Annotated in this window: 25 protein-coding genes; 15 read left to right on the top strand and 10 right to left on the bottom strand. The window is 56.2% G+C overall.

Annotation, left to right across the window (positions count from 1 at the left end):
* Positions 1-76: 76 nt before the first annotated feature.
* From PSFL_RS02025 to PSFL_RS02070, 10 genes are all read right to left on the bottom strand, one after another.
* On the bottom strand, positions 77-739 hold the full coding sequence (locus PSFL_RS02025) for a lambda exonuclease family protein (protein WP_057442113.1): 663 nt from the start codon (positions 737-739) through the stop codon (positions 77-79).
* Positions 739-1,728 carry a RecT family recombinase gene (locus tag PSFL_RS02030; protein WP_198849389.1) on the bottom strand — a complete coding sequence of 330 codons (990 nt, stop codon included), beginning with the start codon at positions 1,726-1,728 and terminating at the stop codon, positions 739-741. Before PSFL_RS02030 ends, PSFL_RS02025 begins: the two co-directional genes overlap by 1 nt.
* A 53-nt stretch (positions 1,729-1,781) precedes the next feature.
* Positions 1,782-2,942 carry a hypothetical protein gene (locus tag PSFL_RS02035; RefSeq protein WP_233092183.1) on the bottom strand — a complete coding sequence of 387 codons (1,161 nt, stop codon included), beginning with the start codon at positions 2,940-2,942 and terminating at the stop codon, positions 1,782-1,784.
* A gap of 57 nt (positions 2,943-2,999) precedes the next feature.
* On the bottom strand, positions 3,000-3,227 hold the full coding sequence (locus PSFL_RS02040) for a hypothetical protein (protein ID WP_128593501.1): 228 nt from the start codon (positions 3,225-3,227) through the stop codon (positions 3,000-3,002).
* Positions 3,224-3,454, bottom strand: a complete 231-nt coding sequence (locus PSFL_RS02045) for a hypothetical protein (protein ID WP_198849390.1) — start codon at positions 3,452-3,454, stop codon at positions 3,224-3,226. The genes PSFL_RS02040 and PSFL_RS02045 overlap by 4 nt, the downstream gene beginning before the upstream one ends.
* On the bottom strand, positions 3,432-3,638 hold the full coding sequence (locus tag PSFL_RS02050) for a hypothetical protein (protein WP_233092142.1): 207 nt from the start codon (positions 3,636-3,638) through the stop codon (positions 3,432-3,434). The genes PSFL_RS02045 and PSFL_RS02050 overlap by 23 nt, the downstream gene beginning before the upstream one ends.
* Before the next feature lie 597 nt (positions 3,639-4,235).
* Positions 4,236-4,412, bottom strand: coding sequence for a hypothetical protein (locus PSFL_RS02055; protein ID WP_169890023.1), 177 nt, complete (start codon positions 4,410-4,412; stop codon positions 4,236-4,238).
* Positions 4,413-4,471: 59 nt separating this feature from the next.
* Positions 4,472-4,672 (bottom strand): hypothetical protein, encoded by a 201-nt coding sequence (locus PSFL_RS02060; RefSeq protein WP_397469647.1) that lies wholly within the window; start codon positions 4,670-4,672, stop codon positions 4,472-4,474.
* A gap of 1,148 nt (positions 4,673-5,820) precedes the next feature.
* A complete protein-coding gene (locus PSFL_RS02065) occupies positions 5,821-6,558 on the bottom strand; it encodes an abortive infection system antitoxin AbiGi family protein (protein WP_397469648.1) in 738 nt (245 codons plus the stop codon).
* Positions 6,559-6,685: 127 nt separating this feature from the next.
* Positions 6,686-7,417: an XRE family transcriptional regulator gene (locus PSFL_RS02070; RefSeq protein WP_397469649.1), complete on the bottom strand. Its 732-nt coding sequence runs from the start codon at positions 7,415-7,417 to the stop codon at positions 6,686-6,688.
* 87 nt (positions 7,418-7,504) lie between these two features.
* Between PSFL_RS02070 and PSFL_RS02075 the strand changes: the two genes are divergently transcribed.
* The 15 genes from PSFL_RS02075 to PSFL_RS02145 all read left to right on the top strand — a co-directional run.
* Entirely contained in the window at positions 7,505-7,720 is a 216-nt protein-coding gene (locus PSFL_RS02075) for a hypothetical protein (protein ID WP_397469650.1), read from the top strand.
* A gap of 54 nt (positions 7,721-7,774) precedes the next feature.
* Positions 7,775-8,392, top strand: a complete 618-nt coding sequence (locus tag PSFL_RS02080) for a hypothetical protein (RefSeq protein WP_397469651.1) — start codon at positions 7,775-7,777, stop codon at positions 8,390-8,392.
* A 145-nt stretch (positions 8,393-8,537) separates the two neighbouring features.
* Positions 8,538-9,392: a Bro-N domain-containing protein gene (locus PSFL_RS02085; protein ID WP_397469652.1), complete on the top strand. Its 855-nt coding sequence runs from the start codon at positions 8,538-8,540 to the stop codon at positions 9,390-9,392.
* Entirely contained in the window at positions 9,392-10,342 is a 951-nt protein-coding gene (locus PSFL_RS02090) for a DnaT-like ssDNA-binding domain-containing protein (protein WP_397469653.1), read from the top strand. Before PSFL_RS02085 ends, PSFL_RS02090 begins: the two co-directional genes overlap by 1 nt.
* Entirely contained in the window at positions 10,323-11,105 is a 783-nt protein-coding gene (locus tag PSFL_RS02095) for an ATP-binding protein (protein WP_397469654.1), read from the top strand. The genes PSFL_RS02090 and PSFL_RS02095 overlap by 20 nt, the downstream gene beginning before the upstream one ends.
* Complete coding sequence (locus PSFL_RS02100) at positions 11,105-11,434, top strand: hypothetical protein (RefSeq protein WP_198800131.1); 330 nt, start codon at positions 11,105-11,107, stop codon at positions 11,432-11,434. The genes PSFL_RS02095 and PSFL_RS02100 overlap by 1 nt, the downstream gene beginning before the upstream one ends.
* Complete coding sequence (locus PSFL_RS02105; RefSeq protein WP_397469655.1) at positions 11,427-12,014, top strand: DUF1367 family protein; 588 nt, start codon at positions 11,427-11,429, stop codon at positions 12,012-12,014. Before PSFL_RS02100 ends, PSFL_RS02105 begins: the two co-directional genes overlap by 8 nt.
* Positions 12,011-12,682 (top strand): recombination protein NinG, encoded by a 672-nt coding sequence (locus PSFL_RS02110; protein WP_397469656.1) that lies wholly within the window; start codon positions 12,011-12,013, stop codon positions 12,680-12,682. Before PSFL_RS02105 ends, PSFL_RS02110 begins: the two co-directional genes overlap by 4 nt.
* Positions 12,679-13,224, top strand: coding sequence for a hypothetical protein (locus PSFL_RS02115; protein WP_397469657.1), 546 nt, complete (start codon positions 12,679-12,681; stop codon positions 13,222-13,224). Before PSFL_RS02110 ends, PSFL_RS02115 begins: the two co-directional genes overlap by 4 nt.
* Before the next feature lie 463 nt (positions 13,225-13,687).
* Positions 13,688-13,882, top strand: a complete 195-nt coding sequence (locus PSFL_RS02120; protein ID WP_170045126.1) for a Com family DNA-binding transcriptional regulator — start codon at positions 13,688-13,690, stop codon at positions 13,880-13,882.
* A gap of 5 nt (positions 13,883-13,887) precedes the next feature.
* Complete coding sequence (locus PSFL_RS02125) at positions 13,888-14,247, top strand: hypothetical protein (RefSeq protein ID WP_170045127.1); 360 nt, start codon at positions 13,888-13,890, stop codon at positions 14,245-14,247.
* 118 nt (positions 14,248-14,365) lie between these two features.
* A complete protein-coding gene (locus tag PSFL_RS02130) occupies positions 14,366-14,704 on the top strand; it encodes a hypothetical protein (RefSeq protein ID WP_003218335.1) in 339 nt (112 codons plus the stop codon).
* Positions 14,701-15,045 (top strand): hypothetical protein, encoded by a 345-nt coding sequence (locus PSFL_RS02135; protein ID WP_397469658.1) that lies wholly within the window; start codon positions 14,701-14,703, stop codon positions 15,043-15,045. Before PSFL_RS02130 ends, PSFL_RS02135 begins: the two co-directional genes overlap by 4 nt.
* A gap of 446 nt (positions 15,046-15,491) precedes the next feature.
* On the top strand, positions 15,492-16,091 hold the full coding sequence (locus PSFL_RS02140) for a hypothetical protein (protein ID WP_397469659.1): 600 nt from the start codon (positions 15,492-15,494) through the stop codon (positions 16,089-16,091).
* Between the two features lies 1 nt (position 16,092).
* Positions 16,093-17,077, top strand: a 985-nt coding sequence (locus PSFL_RS02145; RefSeq protein WP_397469660.1) for a terminase, incomplete at its 3' end; no start/stop codon positions are given.

The following is a 17,077-nucleotide window of genomic DNA, read 5'->3' on the forward strand; positions in this document are numbered from 1 at the left end:
TCTTCTATTCCGCTGGCCGGCAGTGCGAGCCAGGTTTGTCGTTTGCGTTGCTGGATGCGGGTTATGCGGCGAATGCTCAGGCTCCCAGGCGGTGGGCTTGCGCCCGCGCCTTGTCTGCGACCTCGTCGACCATGCGATTGAGTTCCAGGTTGAACTGGACCAGCTCCTTGTGCAGGTTTGCGATGTAGTCCTCGTCGCGGTAAATCGTCTCGATATAGAGCTGACACTCTTCATCCTGGCGAGAATCGAACGAAATAAAGTCCCACCACTTGCGACCTGTAACGAACATGCATCCCTGAATCTGCGGGATGTGTTCTTCGGGCATGCCTTCGAGCCAGGTTCTGATGTGAATTGCTTCGTTGAAAGGGCACTTTGATTCAGTACCGCCGTCATCGTTGATCAGGCCGTCTGGAGAGCAGCCAAGCCAGTCGTACTTGGGGTGGACGATGAATTCGGAGGGGAGGACGATGTTGCCGGTCAGCATCTCGTAGGCGTCCTGGGCCTTTTGTTCTTCGGCGTGTCCCCATTTCAGGGAGGCGCTGCTGACGTTGTGTTTGGACTTCTTTGCCAGCCTCTCGAAGCACAGTTCGCGCATGTAGGAGGTGCGCGCGCCCATCGGCTCGCGCTTCCCATGTTTGTCAGGCTTTCCCCAGGCCAACACATCTTTAAAGCGGCTGGCTGTCACGCGACCAGATCGGTCTGCATGCCACTTGTCCGTGCCCTGAAGCTCAGTTCTCACTACGCAGCCTCCTCTGTATGGGGCTGGTCTGAGTTGGAGCTGCTCATGTCAGTGAAGTCAGCATCAACGGTCGCCGCCATGCTCTTGAGTGCTTCGTGGCATTCCAGACCGATTGCCGCACGCTGCTTCGGCTTAAGGCCCGCCCAAGCTGCTGCGTAGGCTTCGATGTCCTGGCGCTTCGCGACGACCAGAAGGTCAGCAAATACTCCATCGATTTCAGGCGATGGAGATTTAGGCCCGAATGACACTCCCGCCGCGGCAGCGGTGTTCGCAGTCTGTTTGGCGGGGGTGATGTCGATCTCGCCGCCGTACGAATCCTCGAATTCGTCAGGGGTGTAAACACCAAGGATCACGTCAGGGCAGAAGAGTCGCGCCCATTTTTTGGTGACCAGGTATGCGATTTGCTGCTTCGGGTCTTCCGCCCAGAGCGTAGAGTTGCGTGTGCGAACCTGGGTCAGCAACAGCTCAAGAGTGCGCGGTTCGTCTTCGCCTTTGAAAGTTGCCCAGACCTTGATCCCGAGGCCTTTTTCGTCGTCAAAGCTCCAGGCCGGGACACGATACTTTTTGGGCTCGCCTGTATCCTCGTCCTTCTTGGTCTTACTGGTTACTTCGCGCATCTTCCCGATGACGTTTTCCCAGGATCCGAACCACTCAAAGTTCAGGCGCCCCTTTACCGGCGCCTTGGCGGTGATCACTGCGTTCACGAGCTGGGCCTCATAGCTCAAAGCGCCACCGTTGACGATAAACGTCTTCTGAGCCACCGCGAATGGGTTCATCTGCCATTGCATCGCTTGCAGCACTACCGCCATGCAGTCAGCCTGGTTGCCCTTGAGGTGCTTAGGGACTGTTGTAACGCCCTTTGACATCATCATCGCGAGATCGCTCATCGACTTCATGGTGCCCGGGTCGAGGATGAGCGCTGCAGCGTTGTGCGATGGGTCGTGATAAGTGGCGAGGCCGGTTTGGGCTTGGGTGTCTGTGTCGGTCATAGCGCTCTCCGTAGCCAGCATGGGTTTTGCAGGCCGTCAGATGGAAAGGGTGGTTAGAAGCTGAGGGCACGCAGCCAAGTGCGAGCGGTGTCGATGTCAACGTCGAAGCCCAGGGCGACCACTTCGACAATTTCTTCAGCCGGGGGTGTAGTCGGGTCTACGTCGATGGAAGCCATGGAGGCGGCGACTACTGCAACAGGCGCAGTTTCAACTTCCTTTCCGATTGGAGCGGCAGCGACAGCCGCTACTGGAGCAGGCGCGGCAGCCTGGGCGCGCAGACGGGCCAGCTCTTCCTGGTCGCGCTGATACTGTGCCTCGCGCTCGCGCTGCTGGCGTTGTTGCTCTTCCTGCTGCTCACGCTGCTGACGTTGCTGAGCCTCCATATCACGGCGTTGCTGGTCCAACTCATCCTGTTGCTGCTTCAAGCGCTTGCGGTCTTCTTCTGCGCGTTGTTTGCGCAGCTCTTCAGCCTCGGCGTCGGCGATTCGCTGCTTCTCGCGCAGCTCATCAAGCTCCTTTTGCTGGGCCAGTAGCTTTTCGGCGGCCGCTTCGCGCTCCAGGGCAGACTTGTGCAGCACTTCCAGCTGATCAATCGCGTTGTCGCGAGCGATGGTGGCTTCAGCTTCAAACTCGCCATACTCCTCGGGCAGGATCACCGCTTCCTTGACGCCCTGCAGGATGTTAGAAACGTCGGCTGCGCTTCGGCTTGCATAGGCGGCAGCGACAGCGCTGAAGCGGTTGATTTTTGCCCGGATGGCTTCGATGCGCTCTTGTTCAAGGCGCTCCTTCTCGGCCTTCGCGTCGGCGATACGCTTTTCTTCGGCTTTGATGGCTTCATCAACTGGCTCTTCGAGCACCAAAACGCGGGCCTTCAACGCCTCGCCAAAATCCTTGACCTGATTGACTCGGGCCTGCGCTTCTTTCACCTTCTGCTGGTATGGCACCAGTGCTGTCTTGGTGGTGTTCGCAAGGGCATAGCGCACGTCGCGGATGTCGACGCGAACCTCTTTGGCATTTGCCAAACCTTCGCTCGTCGAGCAATCAACGACCAGCTTCGCGTAGGTGGTCTCCAGGCGAACGATCTGCTCTTCATGCGGTTGATATTCGACGATGTCGGTGATCGAAACGGCAGGCGTTACAGATTTGTTCACTTCTGGGGCCTCAGATGTTTCGAGCGATTCTTGTGCAAGTGCTTGATTGGTATTTTTGGACATGACGATTCCTCGCCGCGCCAGGCGCAGCATTGAAAGAGGTAGGGTTGGGTGGTGCCGTCAGGCAGCAGTAACGGGCGATGCGTTGTAGTTGGAGTAGATCTCGTCGATGCGCGCGCGGAAGCGCCGATGCTCGTTGTCGTCTATAACCCTCAGCATGAAAGCCAGGGTGACGCACGATGTAGCTGCCGCGCTGGCATTGGTCTTTCCCAGGTCGCGAATCATGTTATTGATCTCACCCTCGATCCAGCCCACGGCAATCTGGTGGTCTCGCTGGGCGATGTTCATTCAGCACCCCTTACTGGCGGGCAGATCAGTTCCATTTGCCCCATGGCCACGCTGATACGCAGCTTTAAGCTGGTGCGCTCTCTGAGGCGGCGCGCTTCAAGCTTTTCCAGGTCTTCTGCCGTGTATTCGTGGAACAGATCGATATGCTGAGTCTTCCCGAAGTTCGGCAAGTCCCAGCGCCTGTCGGATTCCCGGGCCTGGGCGCTATCCGCGTAGCTTGTTTGCATGACGAGACTCCAGGGACCGGGCCAGGGCACAGGCTTCGTTGTGATTGCGACGGAACCCCTTCACCTTTCCAGTGGTGGCTTCGACGACGTGGAAGAACTCGTGGCCCGCTGGAACTACACGGTAGCGGGGGGAGCTCTTTGGCGTGCTGGAGCCGACCAGCCCAAGACAAAGGGCCAAGGACATATTGCGGCGCTGGTTCATTGCAAGTGCTACATCGCAGTGAGCTTGGTGACTTTGGATCATGATCGCCTCCAGTTTGGCGGGTTGTTCACCTGTATTCGTCAACACTCATGCCTCCCGCTGGTTGCCGATGGGCGCGGGGGAGGAGTGCTGACGTAATAGAGGAGGGGAAGGGTGCAGGCGCCCGGCACTGCCCGGGATGTGTCGAGTCTGGCCAGCTATGCCCTCGGACTCGCCTGCGGTGTTCGTCTTCGCGTTGGTTGGGCCTACCTTTCGGCTGATGCGCGGTGACATCGTCGGCCCTGCTGTCCGCTGCCTGTCAGGATGATGGGCGAAGCCTTCAGGCTTGCTACGCCACGCGGGTGAATCGTTGATCTACTTCATGGCGGTCACTCCTATCGTTCGCTCACTGGGAAGGCAGCGGCCACCTATCGAAGCTGCATTGGAATGTCGGTCCTGACTGTGACGATTGGCTGCGTCCGGGTGTATCGCATTGCTCGCCAATCCAGCTCAGCTTTTTTCATGACCCGCCGACATTCCGATGCAGCCTCTTTCGAGGTGATCGGGCAGTTAACGACAGGCTGTCGTGGCGCTGGTTGTTCAGCCGTCGTATGGGGGCTTTTCGCCGATGCGCTTCAGCTTTTCTTGCTGGAACGCTTCCGCGATATCGAAGGCTTTGCTGGGGATGAGTTCTGCTGGCAACGCACCGGCCGAGACAAGCCCGATCATCGCTGCCAGTGCGTAGCTTTCGACTTCTTCATGCTCATTGCGCGTCATCGTGGTTCTCCGTCTGATTTCCCGTCAGGCCCTCTTGCGAAGGCCTGCCAGTGAAAGCTTCATATGGGGATGCTGACCGGCTGCTGGTCGATGATCGTGATTGAGCCTTGGTCAGTCACTGCGACTCTGGCCGTTAAGCCTGGATGCATCTTGGCAAGCCGTGGGTGAGCCTTGAAATCAACAACTCGTCCAGTGCGATCGCCCAGGCCGAGATAGATCACGTCACCTATTTCAATTTCGCTGCCGCGCTTCGTGGGCATTTCCGTCTCTCCGGTTGTTTTCCCAATGCACCCGAGTAACCAGGTGCATCAGTGAAAACTTCCACCGTGACCCGCTACTGGCGTCGGTCACCGGCTTGAATCGAATGTCACTCCAGCCGCGGGCCTTTCGGCTTGTTCTCCCGCTGGATAACTGTTCTTGGCGCTTTACGCTGCACGCCCGGGTCAGTTGACTGCTAATCTCGCATGCGTCAATTGACGGCATATAACCAGGCAGAGGCAGGCATAAATGACCACCAAAAATAATCCTGACGAGACACCACAGCAGAGGCTTGACCGACTTCGGAGCAGCCTCGAAAAACTCAAGAAACGGTTTGAAGACATGCCGCCTGGTCGTGGTGCTGGTATGCCAGCAGAAATCAGAGCCCTAGAGGCTCGAATTAGCAGGGAGGAAATGCATCTCCTCTCTGGTTACTACGAGCGAAAAGGTGGTCCTGTTCGTGGCGGGTCTCCCGGCTCAGGTCGTCGCAGCTAGTTCACTTTCCGCAAAGTCCTTTTCAGGACTTTCTGGAGAGCGTCCTGCCCGCTGGTCACGGGCAGGTAATCTCTACTCCTTGCATAGGCCAACGGTCGCTTTCCCGTTGATGTCTTTCGGCGCGACAGGGGATCGAGGTCCCAAGGCCAAACGCTTACTCACCACCACGCAGCTTCTCCAGCCACGCCCTCCGAATGAGGTCTCCTATGCCCAGCGCCGACATGAGGTCGAATCGCTGCGTACCGTTGCGCGGGACGTCCGCTGGCTATGCATCGGCCAGCTCGGCGTTCATCAAGCTTTTAAAGAGCGGTTCAGGCCGGAGGCCCTTCGCAGTGGCTGTGTGTCGCTGCGATGGGACAAATATAGGCATGCCCATATTTTATGTCAATGGGTATACCCATAATTATTGATTTTCCCTTATTTCAGAACGCAAAAAAGCCCGCTCTTTGCGGGCTTCAGTAGAGGCTAATGCTATTTACACGGCATGTTATTTCAGTTCGGAGCCATATGATCGGCATTTCTCAAAGGCGGCTTCGACGATTCCCGCGTAGTGGCAAGAGGGAGAATCAGTCGCTTAGGAAGCTGATGCCGATGACCCCCTTACAATATTTTATATACAGGTTTGCTCAAATTTGTCACTTAGATTTCGTAAAAATCACAAATCAACAGCAATGCTCTCAAGCGAAGTCACTCGGGAAAGCAAAACTTTAAGCTCTGAGCTAGGGTAGTTATCTAATTCTGTCTGTATGAAGTTTATTATATTTGGTATGTCTGCATCTGTTGGAACAAAAATATATCTGATGTCTGAAGGCAGAAACTTTAGTAGGCAGTAATCAAGTGATGTTTTGTTGGCCTTGTCTAGTTTTTTCTTGTTGTTGAAGTCGGATTCTAAAAGGTAGTGATCCAGATTTTCATGTCGAGGAACATATCGCCATTCCGACTCTTGATAAAACTCTTTGTTTATTGACTCTCCACCGATAATCATTCGTCCGTGAATTGGCTTAAAATACGACAGTACATAGCGTGCGTGGTTTAGCGATTCCAGACGCGTGTCATCATCTTCGTGTTCATGAGCGAGATCCAGCACGTGATTCAAAGACGTTTCAAATGTCTCTGATTTCGCCATGTAGCACACTGGGTTAAGGCCGTTTTTCAGTCCCCATTCACGAGTCAGGCCAACGCCGAATGAACCGTAGAATGCTACATGTTCGTTAATCCTACTAATCGGTATATCACAAAAACATACCATCGGGAATGCAACAAAATCAAATTCTTCATTCTGCCACGCAATGTCCTCAAGGCAGTATCTTGGCCAGAATCCGTTTTTAAGTAAGGATTTTAGGATTTCGTTATTCTTGGTGAAGTGGAATAAGGTACTAGATCGAGGCTGCATATAAAGTCCATTTCATTTTATTGGCTGGCAAAACGCATTTGTGAATAGGTTACGTGTACATCATGCAGATCTGTCGCATGTATTTGGTTAGTTTTATTAAGTGTTTTTTCGTTTGGTTATTTGTTATTTAGCGGGAGTACATTGCCCACCAGAACACATGCCCCAAGATTGAGATTTGCTGCTCTTGGATCTGCTGGAACGTGTAGTCCTCATCCGGATGTTCGTCACGGTTAAAGCTGCGCAGGCGAATACCGATCGGAATGCGATAGACCTGCTTCACGCGAAGCTGTCCATTGTGATTGATGGCGTACATTTCGCCGTCGACGATATCGCTTAGGGAATTTTTCCCCACGTTCACACCTACAGTGGCACCGTCACGCAGTACCGGCACCATACTGTTTCCGCTGACCTTCACGCACTTGGCTTTACTGAACTGAACGCCGTTTTGGCGCAAATCCTTCTTATTGAAGCGCAGACGTGAGTTGGCACTTTCCTCGATGGCGAATCTGCCAGAGCCAGCCGCTAACTCGACTTCATGAAGGAAGGGAACATAAACCTCGTCGTCATCAAGCGGGGTTTCGTCGTCCCAGGCCTCGATAGTGCCCAGTTTTGCGCTAGGTTGCATTGGCTCAAGTCGTTGTTCGGTCAGCCCCTTGAGCATATCGCCCGCACCCTCTGCCAACCACATAGGTGATACACCGCAGACCGAGGCGATCTGAGCTGCGAAGGCCGTAGCCTTCGATTTTCCCCTCTCTAAATCGGAGATAGAGGTCTGTGTGAGGCCGGCGCGCTCTGCAAGCTCAGTCTGATTGAGCTTGGCGTGGCGGCGGGCTGCTTTGAGTCGGTCTTTGAATTCCATCCGTGGAGTATTACGGGCGCTCCCATACCCTTGCAAATCGGTATTCCTATAACCTAGAATATGGGTATTCCCGTATGGAGGGGCAGCATGAACACTATTTATAAGGACCTCGTTGCCTTCTTCGGCACTCAGGAGGTCACGGCTGAAAAGCTCAAGGTTGATCAGAGCACCGTTTCCGGTTGGGTTCGCGAGAAGCACGGCATGTCTCCAGTGGTTGCCAAGCGAGCGGAGGCGTTGACCGGAGGTGCTTTCAAAAAAGAATTCCTTTGTCCGTCGTTTCCATGGGCAGAAATGGCCGCCTAAGCGACATCCCTGTCCGCCGTTCCATTGAAGCCAGATTAGAAGAGAGCAGTCCCCATGCAAACGTCCAGTTCCAGACACACCGTACAAACCCGTGATCAGGTGCTGGTCGCCCACGCTGCTAATCAGATCGCGCGCACCAGCCTGAGCCAGGACGACTTCGCCCAGGCGTTGAGCCGCGAGCTGCATCTGTCGTGCCCGGAGAAGGCTATCGCCAAAGAGGTGCCGGACTTCGCCGCACTTACCTTACAGAACGACGTGTCCGACTTTGTGAAGGCGACTGGGCGCTGGCTCAAACGTGTTCAGCGCTGGCTGTCCGGCGATCAGGAAATACCGTCCTGGCTGGAAGAGTCGTGGGTGAACGCTCTGGAGCCTGAATTCCGCGACCACTGCTTGAACGAACTGGCGAGCCGCCACGGCTTGACTGGCGCCCGCCAGATGACCAGCGATCAATGCGCCAACAAGAGCTTCGGTGCGCTGATCCGTGCCCTCGGAGATGTGATCGACACGGGCAGCGAGGTGTTTGACGACCAGGTGATGTGCGAGCAGGACCTGCCGCACTTGCCGGCGTTCGTTAAACAGTGCCGCCAGGTTGAGGCAAAAGCGGGGGAGTTGGGGCGAAAGGCTGAGCAGTTGATCAAGGACGCACGGCCAAGTCTGAAATCCATCGCTTGAAATTTTTTTGGTGTGCGCGGGTTTTTATGCCGCGATTTGGGGGCTCGGTGCCTGCACTAGTAAAAGAAGCCCCCGAAAACTCCAGGCACAAAAAAGCCACCGGACGAGGGTGGCTGATTCGATAACACTTTGTGAGGCCGATTATATGCAAACCCAGCCACATATCAATAGCGCTACCAATCCCGCGCCACGTTTTCAGCAATCTGAAAACGTGGCGCGTAATTCCTCAGTGATTCCGTTCGACTTCGACGGCGCCGCAATCCGGGTTATCACCGACAAGCTCGGCGATCCGTGGTTTATAGCGCGCGACGTCGCCGACGCCCTCGGCTACTCCAAGCCTGAGAACGCCGTGGCCCGTCACTGCAAGGCTGCGACCACTACCCCGAAACAGGGTGGTGGTTTCATGACCATTATCCCGGAGCGCGACCTGTACCGACTGGTGATGAAGTCGAAGCTGCCGGCCGCCGAGAAATTCGAAGAGTGGGTGGTGGGGCAGGTTCTGCCGAGCATCCGCAAGACTGGCACCTTTTCCACTCAAGGCCCGAACAACTCCAAGATCGTCGGCGAGCTGGCCATTCTGGAGTGCTTCCACCGCCTGCTGAAGCCCGCACCGTCCAGCAAGATGCTGATGCTGGCAAAGATCGCCGCCAACAACGGTCTGGATGCGAAATTCCTCCCAGGCTATGCCGTCGACGCCGCTCCAGACGCTGCTGGCGGGTCTTCGATGCCAACCAAGGCAATCACCGCCCTTATCAAAGATCACGCCATCGCCAGCACGGCCCGCGCCTTCAACCTAGCACTGGAGAGCCACGGCCTCCTCAGGGTCATGCAGCGCAAGAACTCTAAGCAAGAAACAGTTGAGTTCTGGTCGATCACCGAGAAGGGCATGGCCTACGGCAAGAACCTCACCAGCCCTCAATGCCCCCGCGAAACGCAGCCTCACTGGTATGTAGATCGCTTTCTTGAATTGGCCGGCCTTGTCGGCAAAGGAGCCAAGTAATGGCCCGCGCACGCAACATTAAACCGGGCCTGTTCAGCAATGAGCTGCTTGTCGAGCTTCCAGCATTTGACCGGCTGGCTTTCATTGGCCTGTGGTGCCTGGCGGATCGGGAAGGGCGCCTCGAGGATCGCGTGAAGCGAATCAAGATCGAGTTGTTCCCCTGCGATGACTACGACGTGGAGGAAGGACTGGCACGCCTTGCTGCCGCCGGGTTCATTTCCCGCTACCAGGTGGCAGGATTCTCGGTCATTGAAATCATCAACTTCCAGAAACACCAGAGCCCGCATGGTTCAGAAAAAGACAGCACTCTCCCGGACGTTAACGGTTATCTCACTGTGTACGAACGTAAAAAGAACGTTGTAGTCACAGGCTCTCAACGTAAGGTTCTCGTTGGTGAACAGGTTTTTAACGTTAAAGAACCGTTAGAGCCTGTTAACCCACCGTTCGATAACGCCCTGATTCCTGATTGTGGAATCCTGATTCCTGATACTGGATTCTCTGATTCTCCGAATCAACATCAACACCACTCTCTCACCGCGGGCGAAGAAATTCCGGGCTCAAGCTTCGAAGGCTTCGATGATCTTGAAGACCTTCCACCGGAAGACGCTGAGCGGCCTGTAGACCCAAAGGCACCTGTCGAGATGACCCTGGATTGGATGCCTGACGCCAATCTGCTGAAGACCTACTGCGTTCACTTCGGCGTCTCGACCGACCTGTTCACCAAGGACGCCGTGGCCCCGTTCACCGCGCACCATGAGACAACTGGCCTACTGCAAACCCAATCCAAATGGGTGTCACTGCTGGTCAAATGGGTGAAGGACGACAAGAACAGAGCGAGCAATATCCGCCCATTCCCGAAACCCCAAGCCATTGCAAGGCACACCCTGACCGGTAGCCGCGATTACAAAGCAGGCACCAAGGAGAATGCCAATGGCACGTTCCGTCTCTGACCTTGGCCCGCACCTGGACCGCAAGTTCGGCGTCATTGGCCGTCAGCCGGCGCGCTGTGACACCCACGGCGAATACTCGGCGGTGATGCTCAGGGCTGGCGGTGTTTCTGGTTGCCCGATCTGTGCCAGCGACAAGCGCGACATGGAAGAGCTTGAGCGCAAGCGCTTTCAGTTCCGGATGGTTCAACACGACACAGCAAAAATCCCAAAGCGTTTTGCTGATAAGTCTTTCGCAGGCTTCATTGTGTCTTCGCCGGCCCAGCAGGTAGCTCTGGACGCCTGCATGGAGTACGTCGACAACTTCTCGAAACACAAGCGGGAAGGGCGGTGCATGCTGCTCCTTGGCAAGGTCGGCACCGGTAAGACGCACCTGGCCACGTCGGCGGCAAGCTTTCTGATCAACGAGCGCATGGTCAAGGCGATCTACCGCACTGTCGGCTCCGTGATTGGCGATATCAAGGCGACCTTCAGCGACAAGTCTGGCGACTCCGAGGCTCACATCATGCGCGAGCTGATCGGTGCTGACCTACTGGTGCTGGACGAGGTAGGCGCTACCAAGCAAAGCGAGTTCGAGCTGGCCACGCTTTTCAGCATCATCAACGGCCGGTATGAGCAGGGGCGCCCGATGATCATCGTCAGCAACCTTTCGCCCGGTGAACTGAATGATGCCCTGGGCGTGCGCTGTGTCGACCGTATCCGCGAAAACGGCTGCATAGGCGTGGCGTTCGAGTGGGAATCTCATCGCGGCAAGGAGGGCTTCTGATGGATATCGACAAGGAGAAGTTGAAGGGATTGCTCTGGGCCGAAGCCGCGTCATACCGGGCTGACTGCGCAGGCTGGAAACGCAACACCGAGGCGCTGGATGAATTCCTGGGCGAGAAGACCCTGGGGGAGGCGGCGCTGGAGCTGCTGGCCGAGAACGAGGCGCTGCGTCAGGTATTGGCTGGCTCCCATGAATTCATCCTGAACGACGCCCGCACACGCCACATGTGCGACGAGACGGGCCAGGTATCGCCTTTGTTTCCGAAGCGGTTAGGGATTTTGGCAGCCATCGACGCAGCGATGGACAAGGGAGGGAAAACCAATGGCTGAGCTCGCCCTTATCCGTACCGTCCAAGGTCTTGTGCCGGCGACCGAGGCCGACCGCGAATTAACCCAGAAATGGAAGCTGGGCCAGGTGGTCCACGGCAAGTTCACAAAAATGCGCAACGCCAAGTTCCACGGCAAATTCTTCTCGATGCTGGATCTGGCGTGGGAGTACTGGGAGCCGGTCGGTGGCTTGGTTCCGCGTCAGGAGTTGCGCGGTATTCAGGGGCTGGCCAAGTTCTTCGAGGCGCAGAGCGGTAAGCCAGGGCAGTTGTCGCATGCAGTTGATGCGTACATCGCCGGTCTGGAGTCGGCCAGGGCCCAACGCTTTCCGGCGGTGGACAAGTCCCGCGAGGCATTCCGTGAATGGGTGACGATCGAGGCCGGTCACTTCCACCTGGTGCGAACTCCCGACGGCGTGCGCAAGGAAGCAAAGTCAATTAGCTGGGCTTCCATGGATGACACGGCCTTCGAGCCGCTTTATCGCGACGTGTTCAACGCCTGCTGGCGCCTGGTCCTGTCTGCCCACTTTGAATCGGAAGAGGCGGCATTGAGTGCTGCTGACCAAATCGGGAGCTACGGATGAAGCGCACCCCATTACAGCGCAAAACCCCGCTTAAGTCCGGCGGCGCACGCCGCAAGCGCTGCCCAGTGTGCCGGGTGATGTTCACACCGGCCCGCGCTGGGCAATCGGTTTGCGGGGCTATCGAGTGTGCCATCGCGCACGGTAAGTCCGAGAAAGGGCAGGCGAGCGCCAAGAAGGCCCTGGCGGATGTCGGTCGCCGCGAGATCAAGGTGCGTAAAGAGGCGCTGAAGACCCGGGCGGACCACATGAAGGACGCAGAGAAGGCCGTGCGCGACTACCGGCGCACCTATGAGTTGAGCATTGGTAGCGGCTGCATCAGTTGCGGCGAGTCGCAGGAATCAATCCTCAACGCCCAGGGTTGGAAGACCGGCGGTGCTTTCGATGCAGGCCACTTCCTCGGTAAGGGCGCCCGGCCAGAGTTAAGGCTGGTGCCCAGCAATATCTGGCTCCAGTGCAAGAGCTGTAACGCAGGGTCGTCCAAGTTCGCCGGCAAAGGCGAGACGGTTTCCCAGGGTTTCCGCACCGGCCTTATCGCCCGAATCGGCCTGGAGGCTGTCGAGGCGATGGAAGCCGACCACACGCCGCGCAAAGAAACAGTAGAGCAACTTAAAGCCATTACCGCCGAATACAGGGCAAAGACCAGAGAACTGAAGAGGGCTGCCGCATGACCTATCGCAACGTTGTTTCAGCAGTAGTTCGAGCCCTTGCGGCCGAGACCATCACTTCCGCCGGCGGCTGCGACTTTGAGCCCAAGGTGCAGTGTGCCAAGCAGAAGGGGGAGATCGTCGGAAAGGACGCTATGTTTCTCCAAGATTGCTGGGTGTTCGGTCGGCTGCATAAGGCGCTCACCCCGGCGCACTGGCGGGCACTTGTGGCGAAGTATTCGACGCATGAGGAACGAAAGCACGGCGCGATTCTGGAGTTGCTGAACTCTGTGAAGACGCCGGCGCCGAAACGATTCCGGGAGTGTGCCGTGCTGACCTGGGCTATTCCGCAGGTTGCCGGTGCCGAGGGCAAGCGCTCCGCCGCAGTGCTGCCGGCAGCCTGGTACGACATCACCAACTGGGACAATGACGGCAAGCCGGAATCGACCCGGTACCGGTGGCGCTCGTCGATCCGCAAGGCGCTGGATGACCAGGTGAACGAGGCTCTCACTGCCGCTCAGGAACTGCTTGATGCGGAAGGCTTAATCGAAAGTTGTGCGGCATAGCAAAAAGCCATTGCAATGAGTGAGAAAGTGAGAGAGTATTTACCCATCCTGTCGATCTTGCGCGTTGAGGTTGCACAGTAAAGCCCGGCATGAAGTCGGGCTTTTTCATGTGAGGCAAAGGACGATGCGAACTCTCTTACTTCTCGGAATGTTGCTCTCGCCATTGGCATTCGCCGACCTAACCGAGCCCTCGCATGACTGCAACCAGCCAGACGTGCCGTACGAGTTTCAAGACCAGTACGAGCGTGACCAATTTCAGGCTGATGTTGAGGAATACGAAACGTGCATAACTGACTTCGTAGAGGAGCAGCAGGACGCAATTCGGAAGCATAAGTCGGCGGCCGATGACGCCATTGAAGAGTGGAACTCGTTCGCTCGATCGACATAATCGCTACGTATTTTTCTAAGCCTCGCCAAGTGCGGGGCTTTTTATTGCTCGCCGAAAAGACAATGCAAAAGGAATTTGCAAATGTTGAAAGAATTCAGGTGCGGTAACTGCAAAAGACTTCTCGCCCGTACGGGTGGGTTTACAGAGCTCCAGATCAAATGTTCCCGATGCGGGACGTTGAATCATGTGAAGGCCGCGAGCCTCGAGCAATCGCCTTTGAGCGACATGAAAGCGGAATCCTCCGCGAACAATCATTCAATTCAAAGGTGAAAAATATGAACGCAGTAAAAGTTGGTAAACACTTCGGCAATCTGTTTCCGAAGGGTGTTGTACAGATCGTCTCGCCAGCCGAAAACGTGAACGGTCTGACAATCCAGACAGCCTCCATCGACCCAACCAGCGGGTACGTCAATCTGTACGCCTCGGAGACAGCGCCTAGCATTACCGGTGACGCCAGTACTCGCATGATTTTCAATGGCAATGGCCCGGCTGTTGCGAACAGCCATTCCCAAGTTCTCCTTCCGGCTCCACTTTTCGTACCTGCTGGTATGGGGCTATGGGTGACCGCTGGCTCCTGGATCCCAGGTATTACCGCTACTGGATCTCTGGCCATCACCTGGGACCTGGTTGCATAAAGGCTATCTGTAGCCACTGACCCGGCCATGTGCCGGGTCTTCTATCTAGTGATTTTTATCTTTGGGTTTCGCCCAGACCGGCAAAAGCCTTTTTGATCATGCCCAGGGAGTCGAGCGCATGGAGTATCTACAGCGCCTGCTCGACAAGATCGACAGGTTTGAATTGCTTATCGCGGGCCTTGTTGGAGCTGTGATCGCCAGTTGGTGGCACAAGGACGACTTGAACGACTGGCGTGCCTGGATGATCTTCCTCATCACCGGCATGGCCTGCTCGATCTACCTCACGAGCATGGTTAGCACCTATCTGGGTGTGACCGAGCCGAAGATCGTCGCCGGCATCGGCTTCCTGCTGGGTGCATTCGGCGGCTCGCTCTTGGCGGCCATCAATCGAGCCATTAAATCCGCTGATCTCTGGGCGCTCATTCGCCAGCGGTTCGGGGGAGGCAATCCACCATGAATCTAGAACTGATCAACTCCATCGCCTGCGGCCTAATCGCGCTGTGGGCAGCCTGGTGCGTACTGAGCGGGAAGGTGCGGGACGGCATCCTCGGGAAGCTGATCTACTCGGCCATAGCCATCAGCGGTTTTGTCGTTACGGCGCGAAGCCAGAACATCTTCTTCGGCCCGACCAGCGCTGGCCTGACGCTACATGTCGCCCTGGCACTCGCCGGTGCCCGCCACATCTTCATGGTCACGTACTGGCAGCGGGTGAAGGTCTGGCTATGCCGGACGCTGAACTGCGAGCACTGCATGCACTGTGACAAGGTGCCTGGTGGGATTGAGCGCCGGAAATCGTAGGCCGCGACACGTTTCGCGAATAGGGAAATCGTGCCGCGAGGCTATGGATGCAATATCAGAGTTGTAATGCTTTGCAGGTTGGGGAGTTAAGGACGGACTCTAGCTTTTCAGTTCGAGCTTCACTTGATAGGGAGTCTAGCTTCCACTCAGATTCGATTTCGCGCCTTAGCTCAGTGGTCTTCGAAGGCGAAATATCAAAGTGCTCATTCGTGGCGATTATCTTTGAGTGCGCCTGTATCAAATTCCAGGATAGGTCGCGTTTCAATAATTCTGCAGATATCGAGCATTGAACGATCGATTTGTACTGGTTGCTTTCCTCCGAACAACCTGCGAGCACCAAAACGCCGATAAAGGTAACTACGAGTTTTTTCACAAAATCACCTGAAGATAGTGGGCTGACAGTGATAGCGGCAATCGGCCATCAATTCAAGCGAAAGAGTTGACTCATGACAATCAAGCAACCCGACTGGGAGGCAATCGAACGCGCCTACCGGGCCGGTTCGCTTTCCATCAGAACTATCGCTGAGCGCCAAGGCGTGAGCGATACGGCAATTCGGAAGAAAGCCAAGGTCCAAGGATGGGCGAGAGACTTTTCTGACCAGGTGCGCAAAGAGGTTCGCAGCAAGCTGGTTCGCGGAGAGGTTCGCAACGACCAAGGCGCGAACTGCGAACTTGACGCCGAGATCATCGAAGAGGCCGCAGAAGAAGGCGCTCGGGTGGTTCGCAGTCATCGCCGAGACATTCGCAAAGCCACGAACCTCGCGAACCTGCTGATGGATGACTTGCTCAACACCATCCAGCGCCGCGAAGAGATCGAAGACGCGATCATCGACGAGACTGACGAGGACAATAACGGTATGCGCCGGGCCTCGATGCTCGCTGCTGTTGCGCTGCCCAGCAACTCCAAAACCTTGTTTCAGCTTTCCTCTGCAATGAAGAACCTGCAAGTCCTCGAGCGGCAGGCATTCAGCCTGGACGAAAAGGAGAAGACTGACGACGCCGACGAGATCTCGAAGATGATGGACGAACTATCACAGGACGCCTGATATGAAACCCGAGCACATGAAACTGCTCCGGGACCGATTCTGGCGACTGAATAACCTCTACTTCATCACTGATAAGCAGGGGAAGAAGGTTCGCTTCCGCATGACGCAGGAGCAGATCGATTACTTCCAGGGGATGCATACCCGGAACATCATCCTGAAAGCACGCCAGTTGGGCTTTACTACGTTGGTGTGCATCGTCCAGTTGGATGCGGCGCTGTTCGAGGCTGCGAAGTGCGCCTTGATCGCTCACACACTGAACGACGCGAAGCGCCTTTTCCGGGAGAAGGTCAAGTACGCCTACGACAACCTGCCGAAAGAGCTCCGTGCTGCCAACCCAGCACGAAATGACGCCGCTGGCGAACTGGTATTCAGTAAAGGCGGTTCGCTTTACGTTTCCACCTCGTTCCGGGGTGGCACGCTGCGCTACCTGCACGTATCCGAGTTCGGGAAGATCTGCGCGAAGTTCCCACACAAGGCACGGGAGATCGTCACTGGTGCTTTCGAGGCTGTCGCTGCTGAGTGTTTCGTCACCATCGAGTCGACGGCTGAGGGTCGGGCCGGGTATTTCTTCGATTACAGCCAGTCAGCAGAGCGACAACAGCTGTCCGGTGTGCCGCTAGGCCTGCTCGACTGGAAGTTCTTTTTCTTCAGTTGGTGGAACAACAAGGCCTACAGCCTGGATTCCACCGACGTGGTGCTGCCGCAACGTCTAACCGACTATTTCAACGATCTGCAAGCCAAGCACGGGATCGCCACCAATGACGGCCAGCGCGCCTGGTATGCGGCCAAGGAGAAGACACTCGGCGACGACATGAAGCGGGAGTACCCCTCAATCCCGGTTGAGGCCTTCCAGCAATCTGTCGAGGGTGCTTACTACGCCCAGCAGTTCACCAAGCTGTATGCCGCTCAGCGCATCGGCACTCTGCCCGACAACAGCCACCTGCCGGTGATGACCATTTGGGACATCGGTGTGAGCGACTCCACCG

The sequence above is a fragment of the Pseudomonas sp. DD1 genome (assembly GCF_044510355.1).
GTDB lineage: Bacteria > Pseudomonadota > Gammaproteobacteria > Pseudomonadales > Pseudomonadaceae > Aquipseudomonas > Aquipseudomonas shahriarae.

Excerpts from the sequence above, each read along its gene's own strand:
- PSFL_RS02030 (WP_198849389.1), bottom strand. The coding sequence starts at position 1,728 with ATGACCGACACAGACACCCAAGCCCAAACCGGCCTCGCCACTTATCAC.
- PSFL_RS02035 (WP_233092183.1), bottom strand. The coding sequence starts at position 2,942 with ATGTCCAAAAATACCAATCAAGCACTTGCACAAGAATCGCTCGAAACA.
- PSFL_RS02040 (WP_128593501.1), bottom strand. The coding sequence starts at position 3,227 with ATGAACATCGCCCAGCGAGACCACCAGATTGCCGTGGGCTGGATCGAG.
- PSFL_RS02045 (WP_198849390.1), bottom strand. The coding sequence starts at position 3,454 with ATGCAAACAAGCTACGCGGATAGCGCCCAGGCCCGGGAATCCGACAGG.
- PSFL_RS02050 (WP_233092142.1), bottom strand. The coding sequence starts at position 3,638 with ATGTCCTTGGCCCTTTGTCTTGGGCTGGTCGGCTCCAGCACGCCAAAG.
- PSFL_RS02055 (WP_169890023.1), bottom strand. The coding sequence starts at position 4,412 with ATGACGCGCAATGAGCATGAAGAAGTCGAAAGCTACGCACTGGCAGCG.
- PSFL_RS02060 (WP_397469647.1), bottom strand. The coding sequence starts at position 4,672 with ATGCCCACGAAGCGCGGCAGCGAAATTGAAATAGGTGACGTGATCTAT.
- PSFL_RS02065 (WP_397469648.1), bottom strand. The coding sequence starts at position 6,558 with ATGCAGCCTCGATCTAGTACCTTATTCCACTTCACCAAGAATAACGAA.
- PSFL_RS02070 (WP_397469649.1), bottom strand. The coding sequence starts at position 7,417 with ATGGAATTCAAAGACCGACTCAAAGCAGCCCGCCGCCACGCCAAGCTC.
- PSFL_RS02075 (WP_397469650.1), top strand. The coding sequence starts at position 7,505 with ATGAACACTATTTATAAGGACCTCGTTGCCTTCTTCGGCACTCAGGAG.
- PSFL_RS02080 (WP_397469651.1), top strand. The coding sequence starts at position 7,775 with ATGCAAACGTCCAGTTCCAGACACACCGTACAAACCCGTGATCAGGTG.
- PSFL_RS02085 (WP_397469652.1), top strand. The coding sequence starts at position 8,538 with ATGCAAACCCAGCCACATATCAATAGCGCTACCAATCCCGCGCCACGT.
- PSFL_RS02090 (WP_397469653.1), top strand. The coding sequence starts at position 9,392 with ATGGCCCGCGCACGCAACATTAAACCGGGCCTGTTCAGCAATGAGCTG.
- PSFL_RS02095 (WP_397469654.1), top strand. The coding sequence starts at position 10,323 with ATGGCACGTTCCGTCTCTGACCTTGGCCCGCACCTGGACCGCAAGTTC.
- PSFL_RS02100 (WP_198800131.1), top strand. The coding sequence starts at position 11,105 with ATGGATATCGACAAGGAGAAGTTGAAGGGATTGCTCTGGGCCGAAGCC.
- PSFL_RS02105 (WP_397469655.1), top strand. The coding sequence starts at position 11,427 with ATGGCTGAGCTCGCCCTTATCCGTACCGTCCAAGGTCTTGTGCCGGCG.
- PSFL_RS02110 (WP_397469656.1), top strand. The coding sequence starts at position 12,011 with ATGAAGCGCACCCCATTACAGCGCAAAACCCCGCTTAAGTCCGGCGGC.
- PSFL_RS02115 (WP_397469657.1), top strand. The coding sequence starts at position 12,679 with ATGACCTATCGCAACGTTGTTTCAGCAGTAGTTCGAGCCCTTGCGGCC.
- PSFL_RS02125 (WP_170045127.1), top strand. The coding sequence starts at position 13,888 with ATGAACGCAGTAAAAGTTGGTAAACACTTCGGCAATCTGTTTCCGAAG.
- PSFL_RS02130 (WP_003218335.1), top strand. The coding sequence starts at position 14,366 with ATGGAGTATCTACAGCGCCTGCTCGACAAGATCGACAGGTTTGAATTG.
- PSFL_RS02135 (WP_397469658.1), top strand. The coding sequence starts at position 14,701 with ATGAATCTAGAACTGATCAACTCCATCGCCTGCGGCCTAATCGCGCTG.
- PSFL_RS02140 (WP_397469659.1), top strand. The coding sequence starts at position 15,492 with ATGACAATCAAGCAACCCGACTGGGAGGCAATCGAACGCGCCTACCGG.